Annotated in this window: 13 protein-coding genes, 1 tRNA gene and 1 pseudogene; 12 read left to right on the top strand and 3 right to left on the bottom strand. The window is 59.0% G+C overall.

Annotation, left to right across the window (positions count from 1 at the left end; translation table 11 throughout):
• Nucleotides 1–2,831: beta strand repeat-containing protein (locus tag EDC26_RS20190; RefSeq protein WP_165931075.1), on the top strand; the 2,831-nt coding region annotated here is incomplete at its 5' end.
• 82 nt (nt 2,832–2,913) lie between these two features.
• Here the strand turns inward: EDC26_RS20190 and EDC26_RS19390 are convergent.
• Nucleotides 2,914–4,875: a chloride channel protein gene (locus tag EDC26_RS19390; protein WP_132586159.1), complete on the bottom strand. Its 1,962-nt coding sequence runs from the start codon at nt 4,873–4,875 to the stop codon at nt 2,914–2,916.
• Between the two features lie 425 nt (nt 4,876–5,300).
• Between EDC26_RS19390 and EDC26_RS19395 the strand changes: the two genes are divergently transcribed.
• The 4 genes from EDC26_RS19395 (at nt 5,301) to EDC26_RS19410 (ending at nt 8,542) form a co-directional block, all read left to right on the top strand.
• The gene (locus EDC26_RS19395; RefSeq protein WP_132586162.1) at nt 5,301–5,837 is read left to right on the top strand and encodes an iron transporter; all 537 of its coding nucleotides are present in this window, start codon (nt 5,301–5,303) and stop codon (nt 5,835–5,837) included.
• Between the two features lie 86 nt (nt 5,838–5,923).
• Complete coding sequence (locus tag EDC26_RS19400; protein WP_243700991.1) at nt 5,924–6,244, top strand: cupredoxin domain-containing protein; 321 nt, start codon at nt 5,924–5,926, stop codon at nt 6,242–6,244.
• Between the two features lie 15 nt (nt 6,245–6,259).
• A complete protein-coding gene (locus EDC26_RS19405; RefSeq protein ID WP_132586168.1) occupies nt 6,260–7,111 on the top strand; it encodes an FTR1 family iron permease in 852 nt (283 codons plus the stop codon).
• 12 nt (nt 7,112–7,123) lie between these two features.
• The gene (locus tag EDC26_RS19410) at nt 7,124–8,542 is read left to right on the top strand and encodes a 4Fe-4S binding protein (protein ID WP_132586171.1); all 1,419 of its coding nucleotides are present in this window, start codon (nt 7,124–7,126) and stop codon (nt 8,540–8,542) included.
• A gap of 3 nt (nt 8,543–8,545) precedes the next feature.
• On the opposite strand, the gene EDC26_RS19415 is transcribed toward EDC26_RS19410, so the two are convergent.
• Entirely contained in the window at nt 8,546–9,682 is a 1,137-nt protein-coding gene (locus EDC26_RS19415; RefSeq protein WP_132586174.1) for a GNAT family N-acetyltransferase, read from the bottom strand.
• Between the two features lie 31 nt (nt 9,683–9,713).
• On the opposite strand from EDC26_RS19415, the gene EDC26_RS19420 reads away from it, so the two are divergent.
• The gene (locus EDC26_RS19420) at nt 9,714–10,736 is read left to right on the top strand and encodes a CobW family GTP-binding protein (protein ID WP_243700990.1); all 1,023 of its coding nucleotides are present in this window, start codon (nt 9,714–9,716) and stop codon (nt 10,734–10,736) included.
• A gap of 626 nt (nt 10,737–11,362) precedes the next feature.
• On the opposite strand, the gene EDC26_RS19425 is transcribed toward EDC26_RS19420, so the two are convergent.
• A tRNA-Met gene (locus EDC26_RS19425) sits at nt 11,363–11,439 on the bottom strand.
• Nucleotides 11,440–11,509: 70 nt separating this feature from the next.
• Here EDC26_RS19425 and scpB point away from each other — a divergent pair.
• The 6 genes and pseudogenes from scpB to rbfA all read left to right on the top strand — a co-directional run.
• A pseudogene (scpB, locus tag EDC26_RS19430) lies at nt 11,510–12,103 on the top strand (SMC-Scp complex subunit ScpB); the annotation flags it as partial.
• A gap of 50 nt (nt 12,104–12,153) precedes the next feature.
• Nucleotides 12,154–13,896, top strand: coding sequence for a pseudouridine synthase (locus tag EDC26_RS19435; protein ID WP_132586220.1), 1,743 nt, complete (start codon nt 12,154–12,156; stop codon nt 13,894–13,896).
• Between the two features lie 312 nt (nt 13,897–14,208).
• Nucleotides 14,209–14,703 carry a ribosome maturation factor RimP gene (rimP, locus tag EDC26_RS19440; RefSeq protein WP_132586180.1) on the top strand — a complete coding sequence of 165 codons (495 nt, stop codon included), beginning with the start codon at nt 14,209–14,211 and terminating at the stop codon, nt 14,701–14,703.
• Nucleotides 14,700–16,181, top strand: a complete 1,482-nt coding sequence (gene nusA / locus EDC26_RS19445) for a transcription termination factor NusA (RefSeq protein ID WP_132586183.1) — start codon at nt 14,700–14,702, stop codon at nt 16,179–16,181. The genes rimP and nusA overlap by 4 nt, the downstream gene beginning before the upstream one ends.
• A gap of 51 nt (nt 16,182–16,232) precedes the next feature.
• Nucleotides 16,233–19,196, top strand: coding sequence for a translation initiation factor IF-2 (infB, locus tag EDC26_RS19450; protein WP_132586186.1), 2,964 nt, complete (start codon nt 16,233–16,235; stop codon nt 19,194–19,196).
• Nucleotides 19,193–19,603 carry a 30S ribosome-binding factor RbfA gene (gene rbfA / locus EDC26_RS19455; RefSeq protein ID WP_132586189.1) on the top strand — a complete coding sequence of 137 codons (411 nt, stop codon included), beginning with the start codon at nt 19,193–19,195 and terminating at the stop codon, nt 19,601–19,603. The genes infB and rbfA overlap by 4 nt, the downstream gene beginning before the upstream one ends.
• Nucleotides 19,604–19,605 lie beyond the last annotated feature (2 nt).

Below are 19,605 nucleotides of genomic sequence, written 5' to 3' on the forward strand. Positions count from 1 at the left end.
ATCAGGCCAACAAGTTCACGGGTGATGTCAGTCTGACCAATAGTGGGGCCAATGCGGTGACGCTATCGAACGGCGCCAATGCGCTGTCGCTGGGCACGTCCTCGGTGGGTAGCGGCACCCTCGCGGTGAGCGGCACAGGGATTACGCAAACGGGTGCGATCACGCAGGCAGCGGGAGCCGGTGCGGCCAGTTTCACCGCGGGAGCTGGCGCCATTACGCTGACCAACGCGGGCAATACCTTTACCGGCGCGGTGAGTTTGAGCAATAGTGGGGCCAACGACGTTGCGCTATCGAACGGCGCCAATGCGCTGTTGCTGGGCACGTCTTCGGTGGGTCGGGGTGCACTGACGGTGAGCGGCACAGGGATTACGCAAACAGGTGCAATCACACAGACGGCGGGAACGGGTGCGGCCAGCTTCAATGCCGGTACGGGTGCGTTGACGCTCACCGATACGGACAACGATTTCAGAGGCGCCGTGAGTCTGACGGGTGGCACGACGCAGATTACCGACAAGAGCGCGCTGACGTTGGGCATGCTGACCACGGGAGCGTTGACCGCGACCAGCGCGGGTGCGTTGAATCTGGGCGGTGGCACGGTAGGTGGCGTCTTGACCGCCACGAGCACTAACAATGCCATCACGCAGGCGGGCGCGCTAACGGTAACGGGCACGAGCGGCATCAACGCGGGAGCCGGCGCCATTACACTGACCAACGCGGGCAATACCTTTACCGGCGCGGTGAGCCTGACCAATAGTATGGGCAACGACGTTGCGCTATCGAACGGCGCCAACGCGCTGTTGCTGGGCGCGTCTTCGGTGGGTAGCGGCACCCTCACGGTGAGCGGTACAGGGATTACGCAAACGGGCGCGATCACGCAGGCAGCGGGAGCAGGTGCGGCCAATTTTGATGCGGGAGCTGGCGCCATTACGCTGACCAACACAGGCAATGCCTTTACCGGCGCGGTGGGTCTGACCAATAGTGGGGGCAACGACATTGCGCTATCAAACAACACCAATGCGCTGTCGCTGGGCACGTCCTCGGTGGGTAGCGGCACCCTCACGGTGAGCGGCACGGGGATCACGCAAACGGGCGGGATCACGCAGGCAGTGGGAGCGGGTACGGCCAGTTTCAATGCGGGAGCGGGTGTGTTGACGCTCACCAAGGCGGGTAATGACTTCACCGGCGCGGTTGATCTGACGGGCACCACCACGCAGATCACCGATGCGAATGCGCTCACGCTAGGCACGCTGGCTACGGGAGCGTTGACCGCAACCAGCACGGGTGCGTTGAATCTGGGCCACGGAACGGTGACGGGCAACCTGATTGCCACCAGCAATGGAGGGTCTCTGAGTGAGAGCGGCGCATTGAATGTGGCGGGCACAAGCAGTTTCAATACGGGTGGCGGGGCTGTCGTGCTGAATAATGTCGGCAATCAATTTACCGGAGCGGTGGGGCTGAATGGTAGTAGTGGCAATTTCACATTGGTTAACAACGCTGACCTGACCATTGCGGCAACGGATGTTAACGCTGGCGGCATTGTCAATATCAGCACCTTGGCCGGGCATAGTCTGACACTACCTTCTGGAAGCAAGATCACCGCCTCCGGCACAGGAGATGCGCTGACTTTAGCCGCCGGCGCAGCATTTGTTAATAACAACGCCGCCAGCAACGCGTTGTCGGTCAGTGGCGGCGGTCGCTGGCTGGTGTGGTCGCAGAACCCATCGGCAGATACACGTGGTGGCCTAGCCTACAGTTTCAAGCAGTACAACGCCGTCAATGGCACGACGCCCGTCGCACAGAGTACAGGCAACGGTTTTCTGTATACGCTTGCGCCCACACTGACCACAACGTTAACCGGCGTGGTTGGGAAAATCTACGACGGGACGACCGCCGCCACACTGACGGCGTCCAATTATGCGGCACCGAGCGGAATGGTGGATGGCGACACGGCCGTTGTGGCGAGTCCTGGTACTGCGACGTTCGATACCAAGAATGTGGGCGTGGGCAAGACAGTGACCAGCCTTGGCCCAACATATACCTTCGCCGATGGTTCGGCTGCAGTGTATGGATATCAGGCGAGTGCACCCGTACCCGGGGCTGTGGGTACCATTACAGCCAAGGCCATTACTGTCGATGCGGCGGGTGCGAACAAGGTGTATGACGGTACAACGATCGATGCGGTGACGCTGGCCAGTGCGGGAGTGGTGTCGGGCGATGCCATCACTTTTAGCGGCGACGGCCGCTTTGCCGACAAAAACGCGGGCGCGGCCAAGGCCGTATCCGTGAGCGGCATTTCGGCCTCCGGTGTCGACGCCGGCAACTACAGCCTTACCAACGCGACCGCAGCGACCACGGCCGACATTACGCCGGCAACCCTGATTTACCAGGCAGCGGCTGCTCAGTCCGTGGTTGGAAAAACCCCTTTGGGTTTGAGCGGAACTGTCAGCGGTCTGGTGGGCGGCGATACACTTGCGGCGGCGACCACCGGAACATTGGCGTGGACGAGCCCTGCAACCGCCAATAGCCTGGCCGGCGTCTATGCCATTAATGGCAGTGGCCTGGCGGCAAGCAACTATCTCTTTGCGCAAGCGCCTGGCAACGCGACGGCGCTGACGGTTCAGCCTGCAGCTTCTGTAGGCCCAGTGGTGCCGGCCTCCGCCGTCAATACTGTTGCCGCTTTGCAACAGAGCGCTGGGCCGTCTTATCAGACGATGTGGTTTGAACGCGGCGGGCTGGGTTTACCGCTTTCAACGCCTTTGCAAATTATCAATGGCGGGGTGCAATTGCCTGCCTCGCACTGCATTCCGGGCCCCGGTCGAAGCTGCCATTAACGAAGCGCCGCGCGACATTCGCGCCGCAATGTGCGGCGCGTCCGGGATTGATGCAGGTGCAGTGGCGAAGGTTCAGCGCCAATCAGGACGCCGTTCGCGACCGTCGCGGCCGCCTCTGCCGTATCCGTCGTAAGGGCCTTAGGGGGTGTCGCAGGTCGAAGCGCAGTTGCCGGCGGGCGTCACTGCTTTCGTGCAGACGGCGGGCGTGGGCACTGATCAAGTCGCCACGGGTCAGGATGCCGAGCAGCCGAGGCGGTTGGGTGCGGCTCATCACGATTAACCGACCGACGCTGGCATTGACCATGAGATCGGAGGCTTCACGCAAAGAGGAATCCTCACTGACGGCTACTGGAGGCCGTTGCACCAGTTGACTGAGCGGGGTCGCCAGTGGGGTTCTTGGGTTGAGCAGGTCGCGCACGGTCAGTACGCCATTGACGGTGCCCTCGTTGCTGACGACGGGATAGCCGTGGTGACGCGTGTCGGGGCCACCCAACTGCATCCACTGCTGAATCTGCGCTAACGTGTCCTCGGCGTTGAGTGTCACCACGCTGCGGTTGTATACCTGACCGACCGTCAGTTGCTGAAGGAAATCGACGCTGTATTCCAGCGGTACGCGCACGCCGCGGCGCACGATCTTTTCGGTCATGATGGTATTGCGCATGATGAGGGCGGAGATCATGTAGGCGGCGGTGCAGCCGGCCAACAGCGGCAGCAGGGCAGCCGGTTGTCTCGTTGTCTCGAATGCGAACACAATGGCTGTCAGCAGTGCGCGGGATGAGCCTGCGAAGATCGCAGCCATGCCGACCAGCGCGGCGATGCGCGGGTCGATGCCGAATTCGGGCAGGATGTGACCCAGGCCGATGCCGAACAGCGCGCCGAAGGAGCCGCCAATAATGAATAACGGCGCCAGCGTGCCGCCGGATGTGCCGCTGCCCAGCGCGACCACCCAGGCAATGAATTTCAGTACGCATATCGTGATCAGCATCTGGACCCCGAAGCTGCCTGACACGATCGCGTCGATGTTGTCATAGCCGACACCCATCGTGCGTGGCTCGATCCAGCCGACCACTCCGGCCACGAGCCCGCCGATAGCCGGCCACCACATCCAGTGGAACGGCAGTTTTTCGAAAGCGTCCTCGACGCCGTACACGGCTTTGGTGACCCCTATACTGAGCAGTCCGACCACTGCGCCGAGCAAGATATAGCTGGCCAGGGCCCAGCCGCCCGGCTGGGTTACCGTAGGCATGGTGAAGACCGCGCCGGAACCGTAGGTGGCATAGCGCACGCCGGTCGCGGTGACACAGGCAAGCGCAACAGGAATCAGTGAGCGCGGGCGCAGTTCGAACAGCAGCAACTCTATCGCCATGACCAGCGCAGACACCGGCGCACCGAATACCGCCGCCATGCCGGCGGCGGCGCCGGCGGCCAACAGGGTCTTGCGCTCCGTGGCGGTGACCGCAAGAAGCTGGCCGATCAGCGAGCCCAGTGCGCCACCCGTGGAGATGATCGGGCCCTCTGCACCGAATGGGCCGCCAGTGCCGATGGCAAACGCCGAGGAAACCGGCTTCAGCCAGGTAACCCGGGGCGGAATGTTCGACTCGTTTTGGAGTATCTGTTCCATGGCTTCGGGAATGCCGTGGCCCTGGATCGCGCGGGAGCCCCAGCGAGCCATGACGCCTGCGATCAAGCCGCCGATTGCGGGCATCAGGATCACCCATAGCCCCAAGTGGTTGTCGGCAGGCGACAATACGAAGGAGCCGACGTGCTTGCCGGCCGAAGAGCCGATCACGTCCGATACGCGTCCGTAGAAAGTGACGTCCGTGATGAGGTTGATCATGAACATCAGCAGTTGGGCGATTTCCGCTGCGAGGACGCCCAGCACGATGGCCAGCAGGCTAATCCAGAGCACTCGACGGCTCAGCCTGGTCGGCCCGCGCGTGATCCGCGCGTCGTCCATGGCGGCGTCCAACGCCGGTGCGATAGGTACTGTGTCAAGGCTGCCGGACGTAATGACCGACTGGCGTGCAGGTGCACGTTTTCTCATTCGTAAATCCTGAACCCCGAACGGACCGAGAGCCGCTCAAGAAAATAGGTCAAAGTTTGTTTTATTGGGCAGCCTGCATGTGGCAAATTGCGGGCAAATCCCACTTCGGCCTGCTCAGGTGTGGTGAGCAAACGACTGCACTACACTGGCGCACATTATAGCCTGACATGTATATGGCGCGGGGGGTTCAGGCCAATTCTTTTTACAATCCGGGTGTATTTATCTTCCTTCCTTTCAGCCAAAGCGGCAATAAATAAAAAATTCAAGTATCCGTCAGATTTCTCATGTTAAAGTAATGAGAACGAATCTTGTTTGTGTTTAGTGTTCCAAAGCGATTCTCGAAATTTTATGGACCATCGGAATCGGCGTAGGCGCAAACGGGCGTTTTATCTTATTTCCCGCAGCAATCGAACGGAGCAACAAGCATGGTAAAGCAGTGGTTGGCAGTTGCAGTAGGTATGGGGTTGGCAGTATCGGCCTGGTCGGCCGAATATCCTATTGGCAAGCCTGCGGAATTGAATGGCCTGGAAATTGGCGCGGTATATTTGCAGCCGGTTGAAATGGAACCCGCCGGCATGATGCGCGAAGCCAAACTTTCCGATATTCACCTCGAGGCCGATATCCACGCCACGGCGGATAACAAAAACGGTTTGCCCGAAGGGGCTTGGGCTCCGTATCTGGTGATTCAATATACGCTGCAGAAGAACGGCAGCGATAAGGTGTTGAAAGGCGATTTAATGCCCATGGTGGCCAACGATGGCCCGCATTACGGCGACAACGTCAAGCTGGAAGGTCCGGGCAAATATAAATTGTCTTTCACCATTGCGCCGCCTACGGCCAACAAAATGAATCATTTTGGCCGTCATGTGGATAAAGAAACCGGCGTGGCGCCCTGGTTCAAGACGTTCGAGCTGAACTATGAATTCGTGTATGCCGGAACGGGCAAGAAAGGCGGTTATTGATCATCATGCGGACGAACACATTGAACAGGCCGTTCGAGGAAAAAGGGACGCTGGCAGGCGCACGCCGGCTTTGGGCGGTGTCGTTGATGGCGCTGTGCCTGATGTTCGGCGTGGCCGGCATGGCGCGGGCGGATCAAATGCCGGTGCTCACGCTCACCTTCAAGCAGGGCGGCACGTTCGAGCCGGTGCGCCCGACGGTTCCCGCCGGAAAATTCAAGCTGGTGCTGGTCAACGAAAGCAAAGAGCCGGTCGAATTTGAAAGCCTGCCTTTACGCAAGGAAAAAGTGCTGGGCCCGGGAGTCAGCTCGTCTGTTGTCATAACGATCTCGCGGCCGGGCGAATACCCCTTCTTTGACGACTTCCATCAAAACGTCAAGGGTGTTCTGGTCGTGACAGAGAAAAAGTAGCCTAGGTATTGCATCATGGAACAAATAGCCTTCATCGTCTGGCGTGAAAGTGTGGAAGCCCTGTTGGTGGTGGGCATTTTGTATGCCTGGTTGCGTCAAAGCTCTGACGGACGCCGCGGCTTGCCCTGGTTGTGGGGGGGCGTAGCGGCTGGCTTGGCGCTGGCCGTAGCGCTGGCTCTGGTTTTACTGGGGGTTGCTTCCTGGTTGTCGAGCGATGGCCAGGAGTGGTTCCAAACCGGCATGGCCCTGGTGGCGTGCGGCCTGGTTGTCCAGATGGTGATCTGGATGAGGCATCACGGACGCACCCTGAAAAAGCAGCTGGAAGGCGGCGCGCAGACTCAGGTCGGTAGCGACAACTGGTGGGGCTTGCTGATTCTGGTCATGTGCGCGGTGGCGCGCGAAGGCAGCGAGGCCGTGGTGTTTCTGTATGGCACGATATCGGCGGGCGATGCAACGGGATCCGTGTGGCGTCTGGCTCTGGCTGGAGTCCTGGGCTTTGCTGCGGCGCTTGCCACCTTTGGCATCTTGCAGCTTGGCGGACGCATCATTACCTGGCGCCGGTTTTTCAAACTGACGGAAATCCTTTTGCTGCTGCTGGCCAGTTCTCTGCTGGTGGGTGGCCTGGATCATCTGATTTCACTAGGGGTCTTGCCCACGCTGATGGATCCGGTATGGGACAGCTCGTGGTTGCTCGACGCCAATAAAGGTCTGGGCTCGGTCCTGGCTCATTTCGCGGGCTATCGCGCTTATCCGGCGCTGTCGCAATTATTGATCTGGATAGGATACTGGGTGGCCGTTTACTATTTGCTCAAGCGCGCCGATGTTCGGGCGCAGGGCCCGTCGCGTTTGTCCGCCGCAGCCGTTTAGCAGAGTTTCCCCATGCCTACGGTGCTGCGTCGGGCTACGACGAAATTTGCCGACGCTTTGCGCGACCATGCGCCCTTGTTGCGCAAGGTGCAGTGGGCGATTGTCGCTGTATACCTGTTTTTGCTGATTGTCCCGGCGGTCTTGCCTTTGCCCGGCCGCACCGCCTCCGTATTCAATAACCTGACCGTCTTCGCGCAGTTTGCGTTCTGGGGCGTCTGGTGGCCGTTTGTACTGGTTTCCATGCCTCTGGTCGGTCGAGCCTGGTGTGGCTTGTTCTGTCCTGAAGGCATGCTAACGGAGTGGGCCAGCGAGCATGGCCGCGGCCGGGCCATACCGAAGTGGATGCGGTGGGGCGGCTGGCCGTTTGTGGCCTTTACCCTGACGACAGTCTACGGCCAGTTGGTCAGTGTTTATCAATACCCCTGGGCCGTACTGGCGGTGCTGGGCGGGTCGACCGCCGGCGCGATCGTAGTGGGTTGGTTATATGGTCGCAATAAACGGGTCTGGTGCAAGTATTTGTGCCCCGTCAATGGGGTATTCAATCTGCTGGCCAAGCTCGCGCCCTGGCACTACAAGGTCGATGAAGACGCATGGCGCAATCCGGTACGCCGTACGGCTTCGATCAATTGTGCGCCGCTCGTGCCGCTGCGCCACATGAAAGGGTCGGGCGATTGTCATATGTGCGGGCGCTGCAGCGATTACCGTGGCGCTATTGCATTGACCCCGCGTTCTCCCGAAACCGAAATCGTCGACATTGCGACCGGCGACAAGTGGCAAACGGCGCTTATCGTGTTTGGCCTGATGGGCCTGGCGGTAGGCGCCTTTTTGTGGAGTGCGAGCCCTTGGTTCGTGACGATCAAACAGGCCAGCGCCACTTGGCTGGTCAATCATGATATCTATTGGCCGCTGGCGCAAAATGCGCCCTGGTTCATCCTCACCCATTATCCCGATGTCAACGACAGTTTCACCTGGCTCGATGGCGCCGGCATTCTCGTCTTTATCATGGGCGCAGCCTTGTGTGTAGGCGGCCCCATTTATATGGCCTTGTGGCTGGCCGATCGTCTTTTGCCCTTGGCCGACAAGCCTGTGCTACCGCGCGCCGCCGCACGGCACAAAGAGTTTGGACTGGGGCGCGACAGCCTTCACAAGCTGGTGCAAGGCCTTATTCCGGCAGGCGGCGCGGGCGTATTTCTGGGGCTCTCCGCCACTACGCTGACCTTGCTCAAGCATGAAGGCGTCCCTATTGGATGGGCGACGGTTGTACGTTTTACGCTGCTGGGTCTGGCGTTGCTGTGGAGCTTGCGCCTGGTGTGGCGCTTGACCGGCTTGCGCAGTTCGCATATTTGGTTGCGAGCGTGGGCGACGGGTATTGTGGCGCTTGGGCTGATACCGTTTTGCGCCTCCTGGGTATTGTTTTTCGTCGTCTGGTAGCTATTACTCGGGGCCGTCCATTTTTTCTTTAAATGGGCTGTGTTCGCGCAACTCGTCGATGTAGCCGCTTACCGCGGGTGTTTCCCTGTCCAGGAAGTCAGCGATGGCCTGCGCATAGCGGGTGTCGCGGATCCAGTGGGCTGACCAGGTTTTTACCGGCAGCATGCCGCGCGACAGCTTGTGCTCACCTTGTGCGCCGCCTTCAAATCGGGCCAGTCCCTGCTGGATGCAGAACTCGATCGCCTGTACATAACAGGTTTCGAAATGCAGGCCGGAAATGAATTGCGTGCTGCCCCAGTAGCGTCCGTATAGCGTATCGTCGCTGCGCAGGCTTAACGCGCACGCCACTGGAATGCCGTGTTGTTCGGCCAGCACAATGACCAATTGATCGGGGATCTGCGTGCGCAGCCGAGAAAAAAGATCGTAGTTCAGGTAAGGAGCATTGCCGTGCTCGAGATAGGTATGGCTATAGCATTTGAAAAAGAATCTCAACGTGATTTCGTCGATCTGCCTGCCCTGCAACCAGCGGAAACGCACCCCTGCGTCCAGTACCTTGCGGCGATCCTGTTTGATTTTTTTGCGTTTGGGCTGGCTCATTTTGGCCAGAAATTCGTCGAAGTGCCGGTAGCCCTGATTGAACCAGTGAAATTGCACGTTTTCCCGAAACAGGAACCCCACTTCCTTTAGCGCCGCGCAGTCGCCCTGGCTGGGGAACAGGATATGCAGCGAAGAAATTTTATTTTCCCGAGCCAGCGCGATGGCTTGCTGCGCCAGCAATACGCGATCGGCATGGTTTTCAGCCAGTAAGCGCGGGCCCGGTACCGGTGTGAACGGTACCGCCCCCAGCAGTTTTGGGTAATAGGCCAGCTGATGTTGCGCGAAGGCGTTGGCCCATACGGCATCGAATACGTATTCGCCGCGCGAGTGCGATTTCAGGTACAAAGGCATGGCTCCCGCCAACGTTTGCCCACGGTGTAAAAGCAGGTAGTGCGGAGCCCAGCCGGTGCCGGGCACGGCGCATTGGGCTTCGTCAAGAGCCAGCAAAAACTCCATGCGCAGCAAAGGGTGGCCGCCCGCCAATCGATTCCATTGATCAGCGTTAATATCTTTTAGGTTGCGGGTAATGGAAAAGCGGGTCATGGGCCGATTTTAGTCTAAGGGCGGATTGTGGATGGCAAGTGCGATGGGCGTGGATAAACGCATTCCGGTGACGGTAGTGACGGGGTTTTTGGGGAGCGGGAAAACCACGCTGCTCAACCGGGTATTGAGTGCACCGGAGGCGGCCCGGATGGCCGTCGTCGTCAACGAGATTGGCGAGGTGGGGATGGACCATCGGCTTATCCGGCATGTTCATTCAAATGTGATATTGCTTGAGTCCGGCTGTGTGTGCTGCAGCGTGCGGGGCGATCTGGTCGACACTTTGCGAGATTTATTCATGGCGTCATTGCACAGGGAAATTGCGCCGCTTTCGCGTGTATTGATTGAGACAACGGGTATGGCCGACCCGGCTCCGATTATGTATACCTTGCAGTATGAACGGTTTTTATGTGAACGCTATGTGTACGATGGTTGCATTACGGTGTTCGACAGCGTGCATGGCGCGCAACAATTGGCCCGGCATCCCGAGGCGTTGCAGCAGGCGGCATTGGCTGACGCCATCGTATTCAGCAAAACCGATCTGGCCGATGCGGCGGAGCGGACCGTTCTCGATGCGGCTGTATCGCGGATAAATGCGGATGCGCCGCGGTATGACATACACGCCCGGCCCACTCTGGCCGATCTGGTGACGGCCAGTTCCGCGCATAAAAACATGCTTGCCGGAACCCCACGGCCGGCAAGAGGTCTATGGACTGCTGCAGGCCCGGCGGTAAGCCGGCATTCCGATGTGCATGTACTGACCTTGTCGGGTTTTGTACCGCTTGCCCGCGGCGCCTTTTTACGTGCCATGAGTGTCTTGCTGCCGTTGGGCGGCGCCGATTTATTGCGTATGAAAGGCCTGGTTCGGTTTCGTGGCGAGAAGGCCTTTAGTGTCGTGCATGGCGTGCACCAGCAGTTGTACCCCATCGAGCCGTGGATGGGGGATTCGGACTCCGGCGTGGGCCTCACCGACGGAGATTCGGCCCTGGTTTTTATTTTGCGCGGCGGCGATCCGGCCGGGTTTGAGCGCAAGGCGCGGGATTTATTGTGTATGTGATGGTTGCGCAATGGCTTTCGTGGTGGTGTAATGGTGCCAATCGCGTATTTATTACGCATGCCGCTGCCCGGTTCGTAGCGTCAGCCCATGTTAAAGCTCTTCAATAAAACAACAGGGCGCGATTCGATAAACTTCCGGGCCTGTTTCGTCCAGCGACGGCAATAATTCTCAGTTTTTTCAAGCTCTTTGGGCGCTGATGGTTGGGCGTCGCGTGCATGGCAAGCGGTCGTGTGGCGTTGACGACGAGCGTGCAAGCTGCGCACCGTGGGGTCTTTGCGTATTTCAGATGCCGCATGGGTGCAAAGATCAATGCCCAAAAGCAATGCTTAAATGCAGAGTTTTCAGCCCGGGAGTCGGCGCTGGTTTTAAAAAGTTGAAATGATGATTCGCCCAGTGTTGGTGTTTTCCAACAAAAATTTGCCGATTTTGACCTCATTGCCCGCGGCGCACCGCGTTGCTGGTGTGCGTGTCAGACTTGGCGCGCGAAAAGGGCTGGGGCGGTGCGATCTGGGCTCAGGCAATTGCCCAGGTAAACACCCAAGTAAACGCTCAAATGTACGCTCAAACGAATTAGACACAAATAAAAACAGGCCGTTTACAGAAAGTAAACGGCCTGTCGATAAAACTGGTTGCGGGGGCAGGATTTGAACCTACGACCTTCGGGTTATGAGCCCGACGAGCTGCCAGACTGCTCCACCCCGCGTCTGAAGAAAAAGATAATAACCTTTATTGAAACTTATGGCAAATAGCAGATGGACTCTGCGAGTTGATTGATGACTGAATCCGAGATCGTTCGTGTACTGGAAACAGCGCTTTTATGCGCGGATCAGCCCATGTCGCTGATGGAATTGCGAAAATTGTTTGGAGCGGAAGAAATTTCGAACGACGATTTGCGACGTTTGCTGGCTGTTTTGCAACTTGATTGGGCGGAAAAAGGTTTGGGCCTGGTCGACCTGGCCAGCGGCTGGCGGTTTCAAAGCCGGCCCGAAATGCAGCGGTTCCTCGATCGCCTCAATCCCGAAAAGCCACCGCGTTATTCGCGGGCAGTGCTTGAAACTCTGGCGATTATTGCGTGGCGTCAACCTGTTACACGCGGCGATATCGAAGATATACGCGGGGTAACGGTGTCTTCACAGATCGTCAAGACGCTTGAAGAGCGCGGCTGGATCGAGGCGCTGGGGTATCGCGATGCGCCGGGCAGGCCTGCCTTGTTTGGCACTACGCGTGCTTTTCTGGACGATCTGGGTCTGCGGGCGCTCGATGAATTGCCTGAGCTTGAAACACAGGATGCAGTGACAGCCATAGCCGGCTTGTCTCTTGAAATGGGCGAACAAGTCCCTGTGGGCGACGATCCGGCTTTACCGGACCCACAGATTAATGCGGAATCTACGGAATCTCTTATACAAAAATGACTGAAATGACTGACAGCAAACCATTCGAGGGCGATTTGCCTGCATCGGGTAATGTTTCCGAGGCGGCCATCGGCGCCTCGCCTGAGGTGGCGTTGGACGGAAAGCCGGCCGCTCCCCGTGGTCGAGGCCGAAAGCTCAGGACTCCGTTTCGCCGCAGGCGTGGCGATGCGATGGGCGAAACCCCCGCGCCAGAGGCCGCAACGCAAGTGGCTGCTCCTATAACGGATGTGCCGGCCAAGCCTCGCGGACCTCGTGTGGCGCGCGCTCGCCCGCCGCGCGCCGAGAATCCCGGTCATGAAAAAGAAGCCGATCAGGCGTTGGCTTATCTGGACCGATCGGAAAAGATGGCCCAGCGTCTAAGCAAGTATCTGGGCAGCGATGCGCTGATGCCCAAGCTGCATAAAGTGCTTGCCGAAGCGGGTGTCGGGTCGCGCCGGGAAATGGAAGAGTTGATTGTTGCTGGCCGCGTTTCGGTCAATGGCGAGCCCGCCCACATAGGGCAGCGTGTCGGTGTCAATGACCAGGTACGCGTAAACGGCCGCCCGGTGGCCCGCGCCAATGCTAAAAAGCCGCCGCGCATCATTCTGTATCATAAACCGGCAGGCGAGATTGTCAGCCATGATGACCCCGACGGCCGGGCTACCGTATTTGCCCGTCTGCCGAAGATTCGCATTGGCAAGTGGCTGTCGGTAGGGCGTCTGGATCTGAATACCGAAGGCCTGCTCATTCTGACTACGTCGGGCGATCTGGCTAACCGCCTGATGCATCCCCGTTATGGCGCCGAGCGCGAGTATGCCGTGCGCGTGCTTGGCGAACTGGGCGAAGCGCAACAGGCCAGCCTGGTGGAAGGCATACCTCTTGACGATGGGATGGCGCAGTTTGGGTCGCTTGAATATCTGGGCGGCGAGGGCAGCAATCGCTGGTATCGCGTGACGTTGGCCGAAGGGCGCAATCGCGAAGTGCGCCGTATGTTTGAAGCGGTTGGGGTGACGGTCAGCCGGTTGATCCGTACCCGCTTTGGCGAGGTTGTTCTGCCGCGCAATTTGCGGCGTGGCCGTTGGGAGGAGCTCGACGGGACCCTGGTGACGGCTTTGATGGTGCAATTAGGGTTGTTGCGCGACGAAGACTCTGACGATATGGATGCCCTTGATGGCCAGTCGCGGCAGCCCGATTCGCACGATAGCGCCTTGCCTCCGGGCTTTGGCACGATGGAACGCAACGGTATGAATGGCGCCAAGGTCAGTCGCCGTGGCAGGCTGTCGGGTGGGCGCATAGGCAAGGGCCACGCCAACGAGAGCTACCCGTCGGATCCCTACGGTACCGGCTTGATGTTCAGCGGCGGCCTGGCCAATGGTCACCCGGATGGAGGCAAGCGCAGTGGCGAAGGTGGGCGGCGCAAGGGCGCTGGGCGGCCGGCCCGCGGCCCGCGTCCGGAAGGCGCTGTGGCGGCCAATGGCAATCGTATTGGTGGAGATCGCCCGGCGGGAGGCCGCCCTGCGGGGAATCGCCCGTCCGGGAACCGCCCGGGCCGGCCGGCCGGAGATCGGCCGGCACAGGGTCCGCGCCCTGCAAAGGCGGGCGGCCGTCCACCGCGTGCGACAGAATCGAAATCGGCCAAGCCCCGCACCGGCGGCGCACGTAGCAAACCGGCGGCAAATCGCGGCGACGACTGGCAGCCGCGAGGCGCCTCGGCGCATGAATCGCATTTGGGTGTGATGGGCGGCAAGGGCCGTAATTTCCGGCCGTAGCTGTGTAAGGTGGGTCAAACGGGTGCGTTTTTGTAGCGGCACCCCTTGTGGGTGCCACCACACTCTTGTGAAGACCCGCACCTTTAAATGTTGCTTTTCCAGCGTAAGTTCGTGAGATAGCAGGAATTTATGTAAATTTCTGCTAGAATAGTGGGCTTCACAGTTGCGCTTCTTTATCGTTTCTGGCGGTATGCTCGCGCAGTGGGGGTTACGCAACCGCGCAACAACCGTGCGACAGCGACGCAAGAACCGCGCAGCAGCAGCGCGGCAGCAGGGCAATATCGGGCGTACAGCCCATTTTTTTTTGAGTTTATGGCAGACATCTTCGCTTTGACGCTTCAGGCACTGACCAGTACGGACATCAGTTCGGATATCGAGCTGGTTGATATAGAACGCGCGCCGCTTGGGCTTTTGCGGGTGACGATCGATCGTCCTGATGGGGTGCGGGTTGAAGATTGCGAGCAGGTTTCAAGGCAATTATCGCGAGTGTTCGAGGTTGAGAACATCGACTACAAGCGTCTCGAAGTGGGTTCGCCCGGCGTTGACCGCCCCTTGAAAACCAAGGCGGATTTTGTACGCTTTGCAAACGAGCGCATTGAAGTCAAGCTGCGCGAGGCGGTTGATAACCGCAAGACCTATGTAGGCCTGTTGCGCGTGCCCGATAATGCCGTTGCAGCCGATGCTCCCGTTTTCGGCCTCGAGCTTGAGGCCAAGTCCGCCCAGGCCCAGATGCTCAGTTTCACTCTGGACGATGTCGATCGTGCCAAACTGGATCCCATTCTCGATTTCAAGGGTAAAAAGCGATGAGTCGCGAAATTCTTCTATTGGTTGACGCCCTGGCGCGTGAAAAAAATGTGGCGCGAGACGTGGTGTTCGATGCGCTTGAAAACGCCTTGGCCTCGGCCATGAAAAAGCGCTTCAAGGAAGACGCCGATATTCGCGTTTCAATTGATCGCGTCAGCGGCGAGCACGAAGGTTTTCGCCGCTGGCTGGTCGTTCCCGACGATGCGGGTTTGCAAGAGCCTGACAAGCAGGAAATGTATTCCGATGCGCAGGAGCGTGTGCCAGGTATTCAGGTTGACCAGTATATTGAAGAGCCTCTTGAGCCGATCGAGTTCGGGCGCATAGGCGCGCAAGCCGCCAAGCAGGCGATTTTGCAGCGGATTCGCGATGCCGAGCGTGAACAGGTCCTGAACGATTTTCTCGAGCGTGGCGAGCCCATCGTATCGGGCACCGTCAAGCGCATGGATAAGGGCGATGTCATCATCGAAACCGGCAAGATAGAAGCTCGTCTGCCGCGCACCGAAATGATCCCGAAAGAAAATATGCGGGTAGGCGACCGTATTCGCGCCTGGGTCCTGAAGGTGGATCACACCGCTCGCGGCCAGCAAGTCATCTTGTCGCGCACGGCCTCGGATTTCATCCGGCAATTGTTCGAAAATGAAGTTCCCGAGATTGAGCAGGGGCTGCTGGAAATCAAGGCGGCCGCGCGTGACCCTGGCATTCGGGCCAAAATTGCTGTAGTTGCCTACGATAAGCGTATTGATCCTATCGGCACTTGCGTGGGCATGCGTGGCTCGCGCGTCACCGCCGTGCGCAACGAGTTGGGCGGCGAGCAGGTCGACATCGTATTGTGGGCCGACGATCCCGCCGAATTTGTCATAGGCGCGCTGGCGCCTGCGCATGTTGAATCGATTTTGGTCGATGAAGACAAACACGCCATGGATGTGGTGGTCGATGCCGAAAACCTGCCCAAGGCCATTGGCGCGCGTGGACAAAATGTCCGGCTTGCCTCCGAGCTTACCGGCTGGCAGATCAACATCATGACGCCCGAGGAAAGCCAGAATCGTCAAGAGGAAGAGCGCGCCGGGTTGCGCCGCACATTCATCGACAAGCTGGATGTCGACGAAGAAGTCGCCGACATCCTGATCGACGAAGGGTTTACCGGGCTCGAAGAAATCGCGTATGTGCCCATGCAGGAACTGCTGGAAATCGAGGCATTCGACGAGGACACGATCAACGAGTTGCGCACGCGTGCGCGTAATGCCTTGCTCACCGAGGCGATTGCCGACGAAGAGCGGGTGCAAACGACGCCGGAGTTGCTTGAGTCTGAAGGCATGACCGCCGAGTTGGCGGCCAAGCTGGCCGACAAAAAGATTTACACCCTGGACGATTTGGCCGAACTGGCGACTGACGAGCTATCGGAAATTACCGGGCTGGATGAGCAACACGCGAGCGAGATGATCATGCGTGCCCGAGCCCATTGGTTTGACAGCGAGGCATAAAGAACTTGTCTGCATTTATTGAAATTGCTGTAGTAAGTAAGAGAGAGTGGAATGTCGAGTAACACCGTCGCCCAGTTCGCCGTCGAACTGAAAATGCCTGCAAACGTACTGCTCGAGCAGTTGCGTTCGGCAGGTGTTGAGCTCAAATCGGTTGATGACGACGTCACCGACGCGGACAAGACGAGGCTGCTCGATTCCCTGCGTCGCGCCCATGGCGGATCCGAGGGCAAGAAAATCACCCTGACGCGTCGGCAAACCTCTGAGATACGGCAGGCCGATGGTTCGGGCCGGTCGCGCACCATTCAGGTCGAGGTTCGCAAGAAACGTGTATTCGTCAAGCGCGATCCTTCCGAGCTGGCGTCCGATGCGAACAAAACGGCTGCGGCCGATACCGATGTGTTGCCCGAATCGCCGGTGGCGAGTGTGGACGAGCCGGATACAACCGTTCAGAATATCGGTGTACAAACCCCTGCGGCTGCGGTTGATTCGGCTCCTGAAGCCGAGGCAAGCGTGGCCGCCGATAGTCATGTTGAAGCGGCCGGCTCTCCTGTCGCGCCGGCCGATGAAGCGGCGCACACAACTGCGGTTGATGCTTCCGATACGCCGGCTGAAAGCGCCGCGAGCGAAGCGGTTGGTGAGGCCGCAGCCCCTGCAACGGTTTCCGCTGCTTCCGATCAATCAGAAGCGCCGATAGACGCTGAGCCTGTCGTCCAGGAGCCTGTGGCCGATGCTGAGCCTGAACTGACTGAGGTGAAGCCAGCCCAAAAGCGTAAAGGCAAGGCTGATGTAAAAACCGCCGCTCAACCTGTCCAGGCCAGCGCTCCGTCCAAAGCCGTGACCGACGCTGTCGATCTTGGCCGAGACAAGGCGCGTCGCGCCTCCGAAGCAGAAGCGGCCGCTCTGCGCGAGATGTTGAGCCGTCCGCGCAAGGTACTGAAGGCTCCCGAGCCGGATCCCGCTGCTCTGTCGGGCACCTTGCATAAACCCGCTGGTGCAAAGGCCGCAGTCAAAAAAGACGCCAAGCCGGGTGTGGCGGGCGCTGGTGTCAAGAAAACGATTAAAGCTTCTGAGGTTTCGTCCTCCTGGACGGATGACAACGCGCGCAAGAAGCCGGCGCAAAAGGGCGATGCGGCGACTCCCAGCCGCGATGGCTGGCGCGCTCCTGGAGGCAAGGGCGGTAAAGGCGGCAATCGTGGCGGACGCAACAGAAATGCGCAACCCGAGCGCCAGGAACAGCAGGCGGTCGAGTTCATTGCCCGCGATGTTCATGTGCCCGAAACCATTACCGTGGCCGATCTGGCTCACAAAATGTCGGTCAAGGCCGCCGAGGTGATCAAGCATCTGATGAAGCTTGGCCAGATGGTGACGATCAATCAGGTGCTGGATCAGGAAACGGCCATGATCGTGGTCGAGGAATTGGGCCACGTTGCGATTGCGGCGAAGCTGGATGATCCGGAAGCTTTCCTTGATCTGAACGAAGGCGAGCAGGCCGAGGTCGAGTCCTTGCCGCGGGCGCCGGTTGTGACCGTAATGGGCCACGTGGATCACGGCAAGACTTCCTTGCTGGACTATATACGCCGCACCAAAGTGGCTTCCGGCGAAGCCGGCGGCATCACTCAGCATATTGGCGCCTACAACGTCAAGACCAATCGCGGCATGGTGACATTCCTCGATACTCCGGGCCATGAAGCGTTTACAGCGATGCGTGCGCGCGGCGCCAAGGCAACCGATATTGTTATCCTGGTGGTGGCCGCCGACGATGGTGTCATGCCGCAGACCAAAGAAGCGATACACCATGCCAAGGCGGCGGGTGTTCCGCTGGTGGTGGCGATTAACAAAATCGACAAGCCGGGCGCCAATTCCGACCGTGTCAAGCAAGAACTGGTTGCCGAAGAGGTTGTGCCCGAAGAATACGGTGGTGATGTGCCCTTTGTGCCGGTATCGGCCAAAACAGGCGAAGGTATTGAAGCTTTGCTGGAAAACGTCCTGTTGCAGGCGGAAATGCTCGAGCTTAAAGCTGCAGTCGACGCGCCTGCCAAGGGGATCGTGATCGAGGCGCGCCTGGACAAAGGACGCGGCCCGGTGGCGACTATTCTGGTTCAGAGCGGCACGTTGTCGCGTGGCGATGTGGTTCTGGCCGGCGCGAGCTTTGGCCGGGTGCGCGCCATGCTGAATGAAAACGGCAAGCCGATCAATAGCGCCGGCCCGTCGATCCCGGTTGAAATCCAGGGTCTTACGGAAGTGCCGGCCGCGGGCGACGAATTGATCTCGCTGGCCGACGAGCGCAAGGCTCGCGAAATTGCCTTGTTCCGTCAGGGTAAATTCCGCGACGTGAAGCTGGCCCGTCAGCAGGCGGCCAAGCTTGAGTCGATGTTCGACGGTGCGGGCGAAGGCGTCCAAACGCTTGAGCTGATCGTGAAGACCGATGTTCAAGGTTCGCAAGAAGCCCTGGTGTCTTCGCTGGTTAAATTGTCCACTGAAGAAGTGCGTGTGCGGGTCGTCCATGCCGCGGTGGGTGGGATTTCCGAGAGCGATATCAACCTGGCCATTGCGTCCAACGCCGTGGTGATAGGCTTTAACGTGCGCGCCGAGCAAAGCGCGAAGAAGCTGGCCGAGCACAACGGCATAGACCTGCGCTACTACAACATCATTTACGATGCGGTCGATGATGTGCGTAACGCCATGTCGGGCATGCTGGCTCCCGAGAAGAAAGAAGAAGTCATCGGCATGGTCGAAATTCGCGAGGTCTACACCATTTCGCGCATCGGCAGTATTGCCGGTTGCATGGTGACCGACGGTGTGGTGCGTCGCGATTCGCAGGTCCGCCTGCTGCGCGACAATGTCGTGCACTGGAGCGGCTGGCTCGAATCCCTGCGCCGCTTCAAGGACGATGTCAAGGAAGTCAAGTCGGGCTTCGATTGCGGTATTACCCTCAAGGGCAATAACGACATTCAGATCGGCGACCAGCTTGAAATCTTTGAAATCAAAGAAGTGGCCAGAACCCTGTCATCATGAGCCGTCATAAGTCCAAACCCAATCCCGGCCGCATTACGCGGCTGGCCGACCAGATTCAGAAGGATCTGGCCGGACTCATTCAGCGCGAAATTGACGTTTCGCGTGCGGGACTGATCACGTTGACCGGAGTGGATTTATCGGCCGACTACGCGCATGCCAAGGTGCATTTCACCGTAATGGGGGCCGAACCCGAAGTGGCCAGCGCCACCCTTAATGAAAAAGCCGGCTGGCTGCATTCCCTGCTGTTCAAGCTGCTGCATATTCATACCGTTCCTACCTTGCATTTCATACATGATGGCCAGCTCGAGCGTGGTATCGAACTGTCCCGGCTGATTGATCGGGCGAACCAGCCCATCAGCTATTCTTCCATTCCTTCGGATCTCGAAGATCCCGACGTACGGCCCTAAAG

Origin of the sequence: Paralcaligenes ureilyticus (genome assembly GCF_004346225.1) — a bacterium.
Taxonomy (GTDB): Bacteria; Pseudomonadota; Gammaproteobacteria; order Burkholderiales; family Burkholderiaceae_B; genus Paralcaligenes; species Paralcaligenes ureilyticus.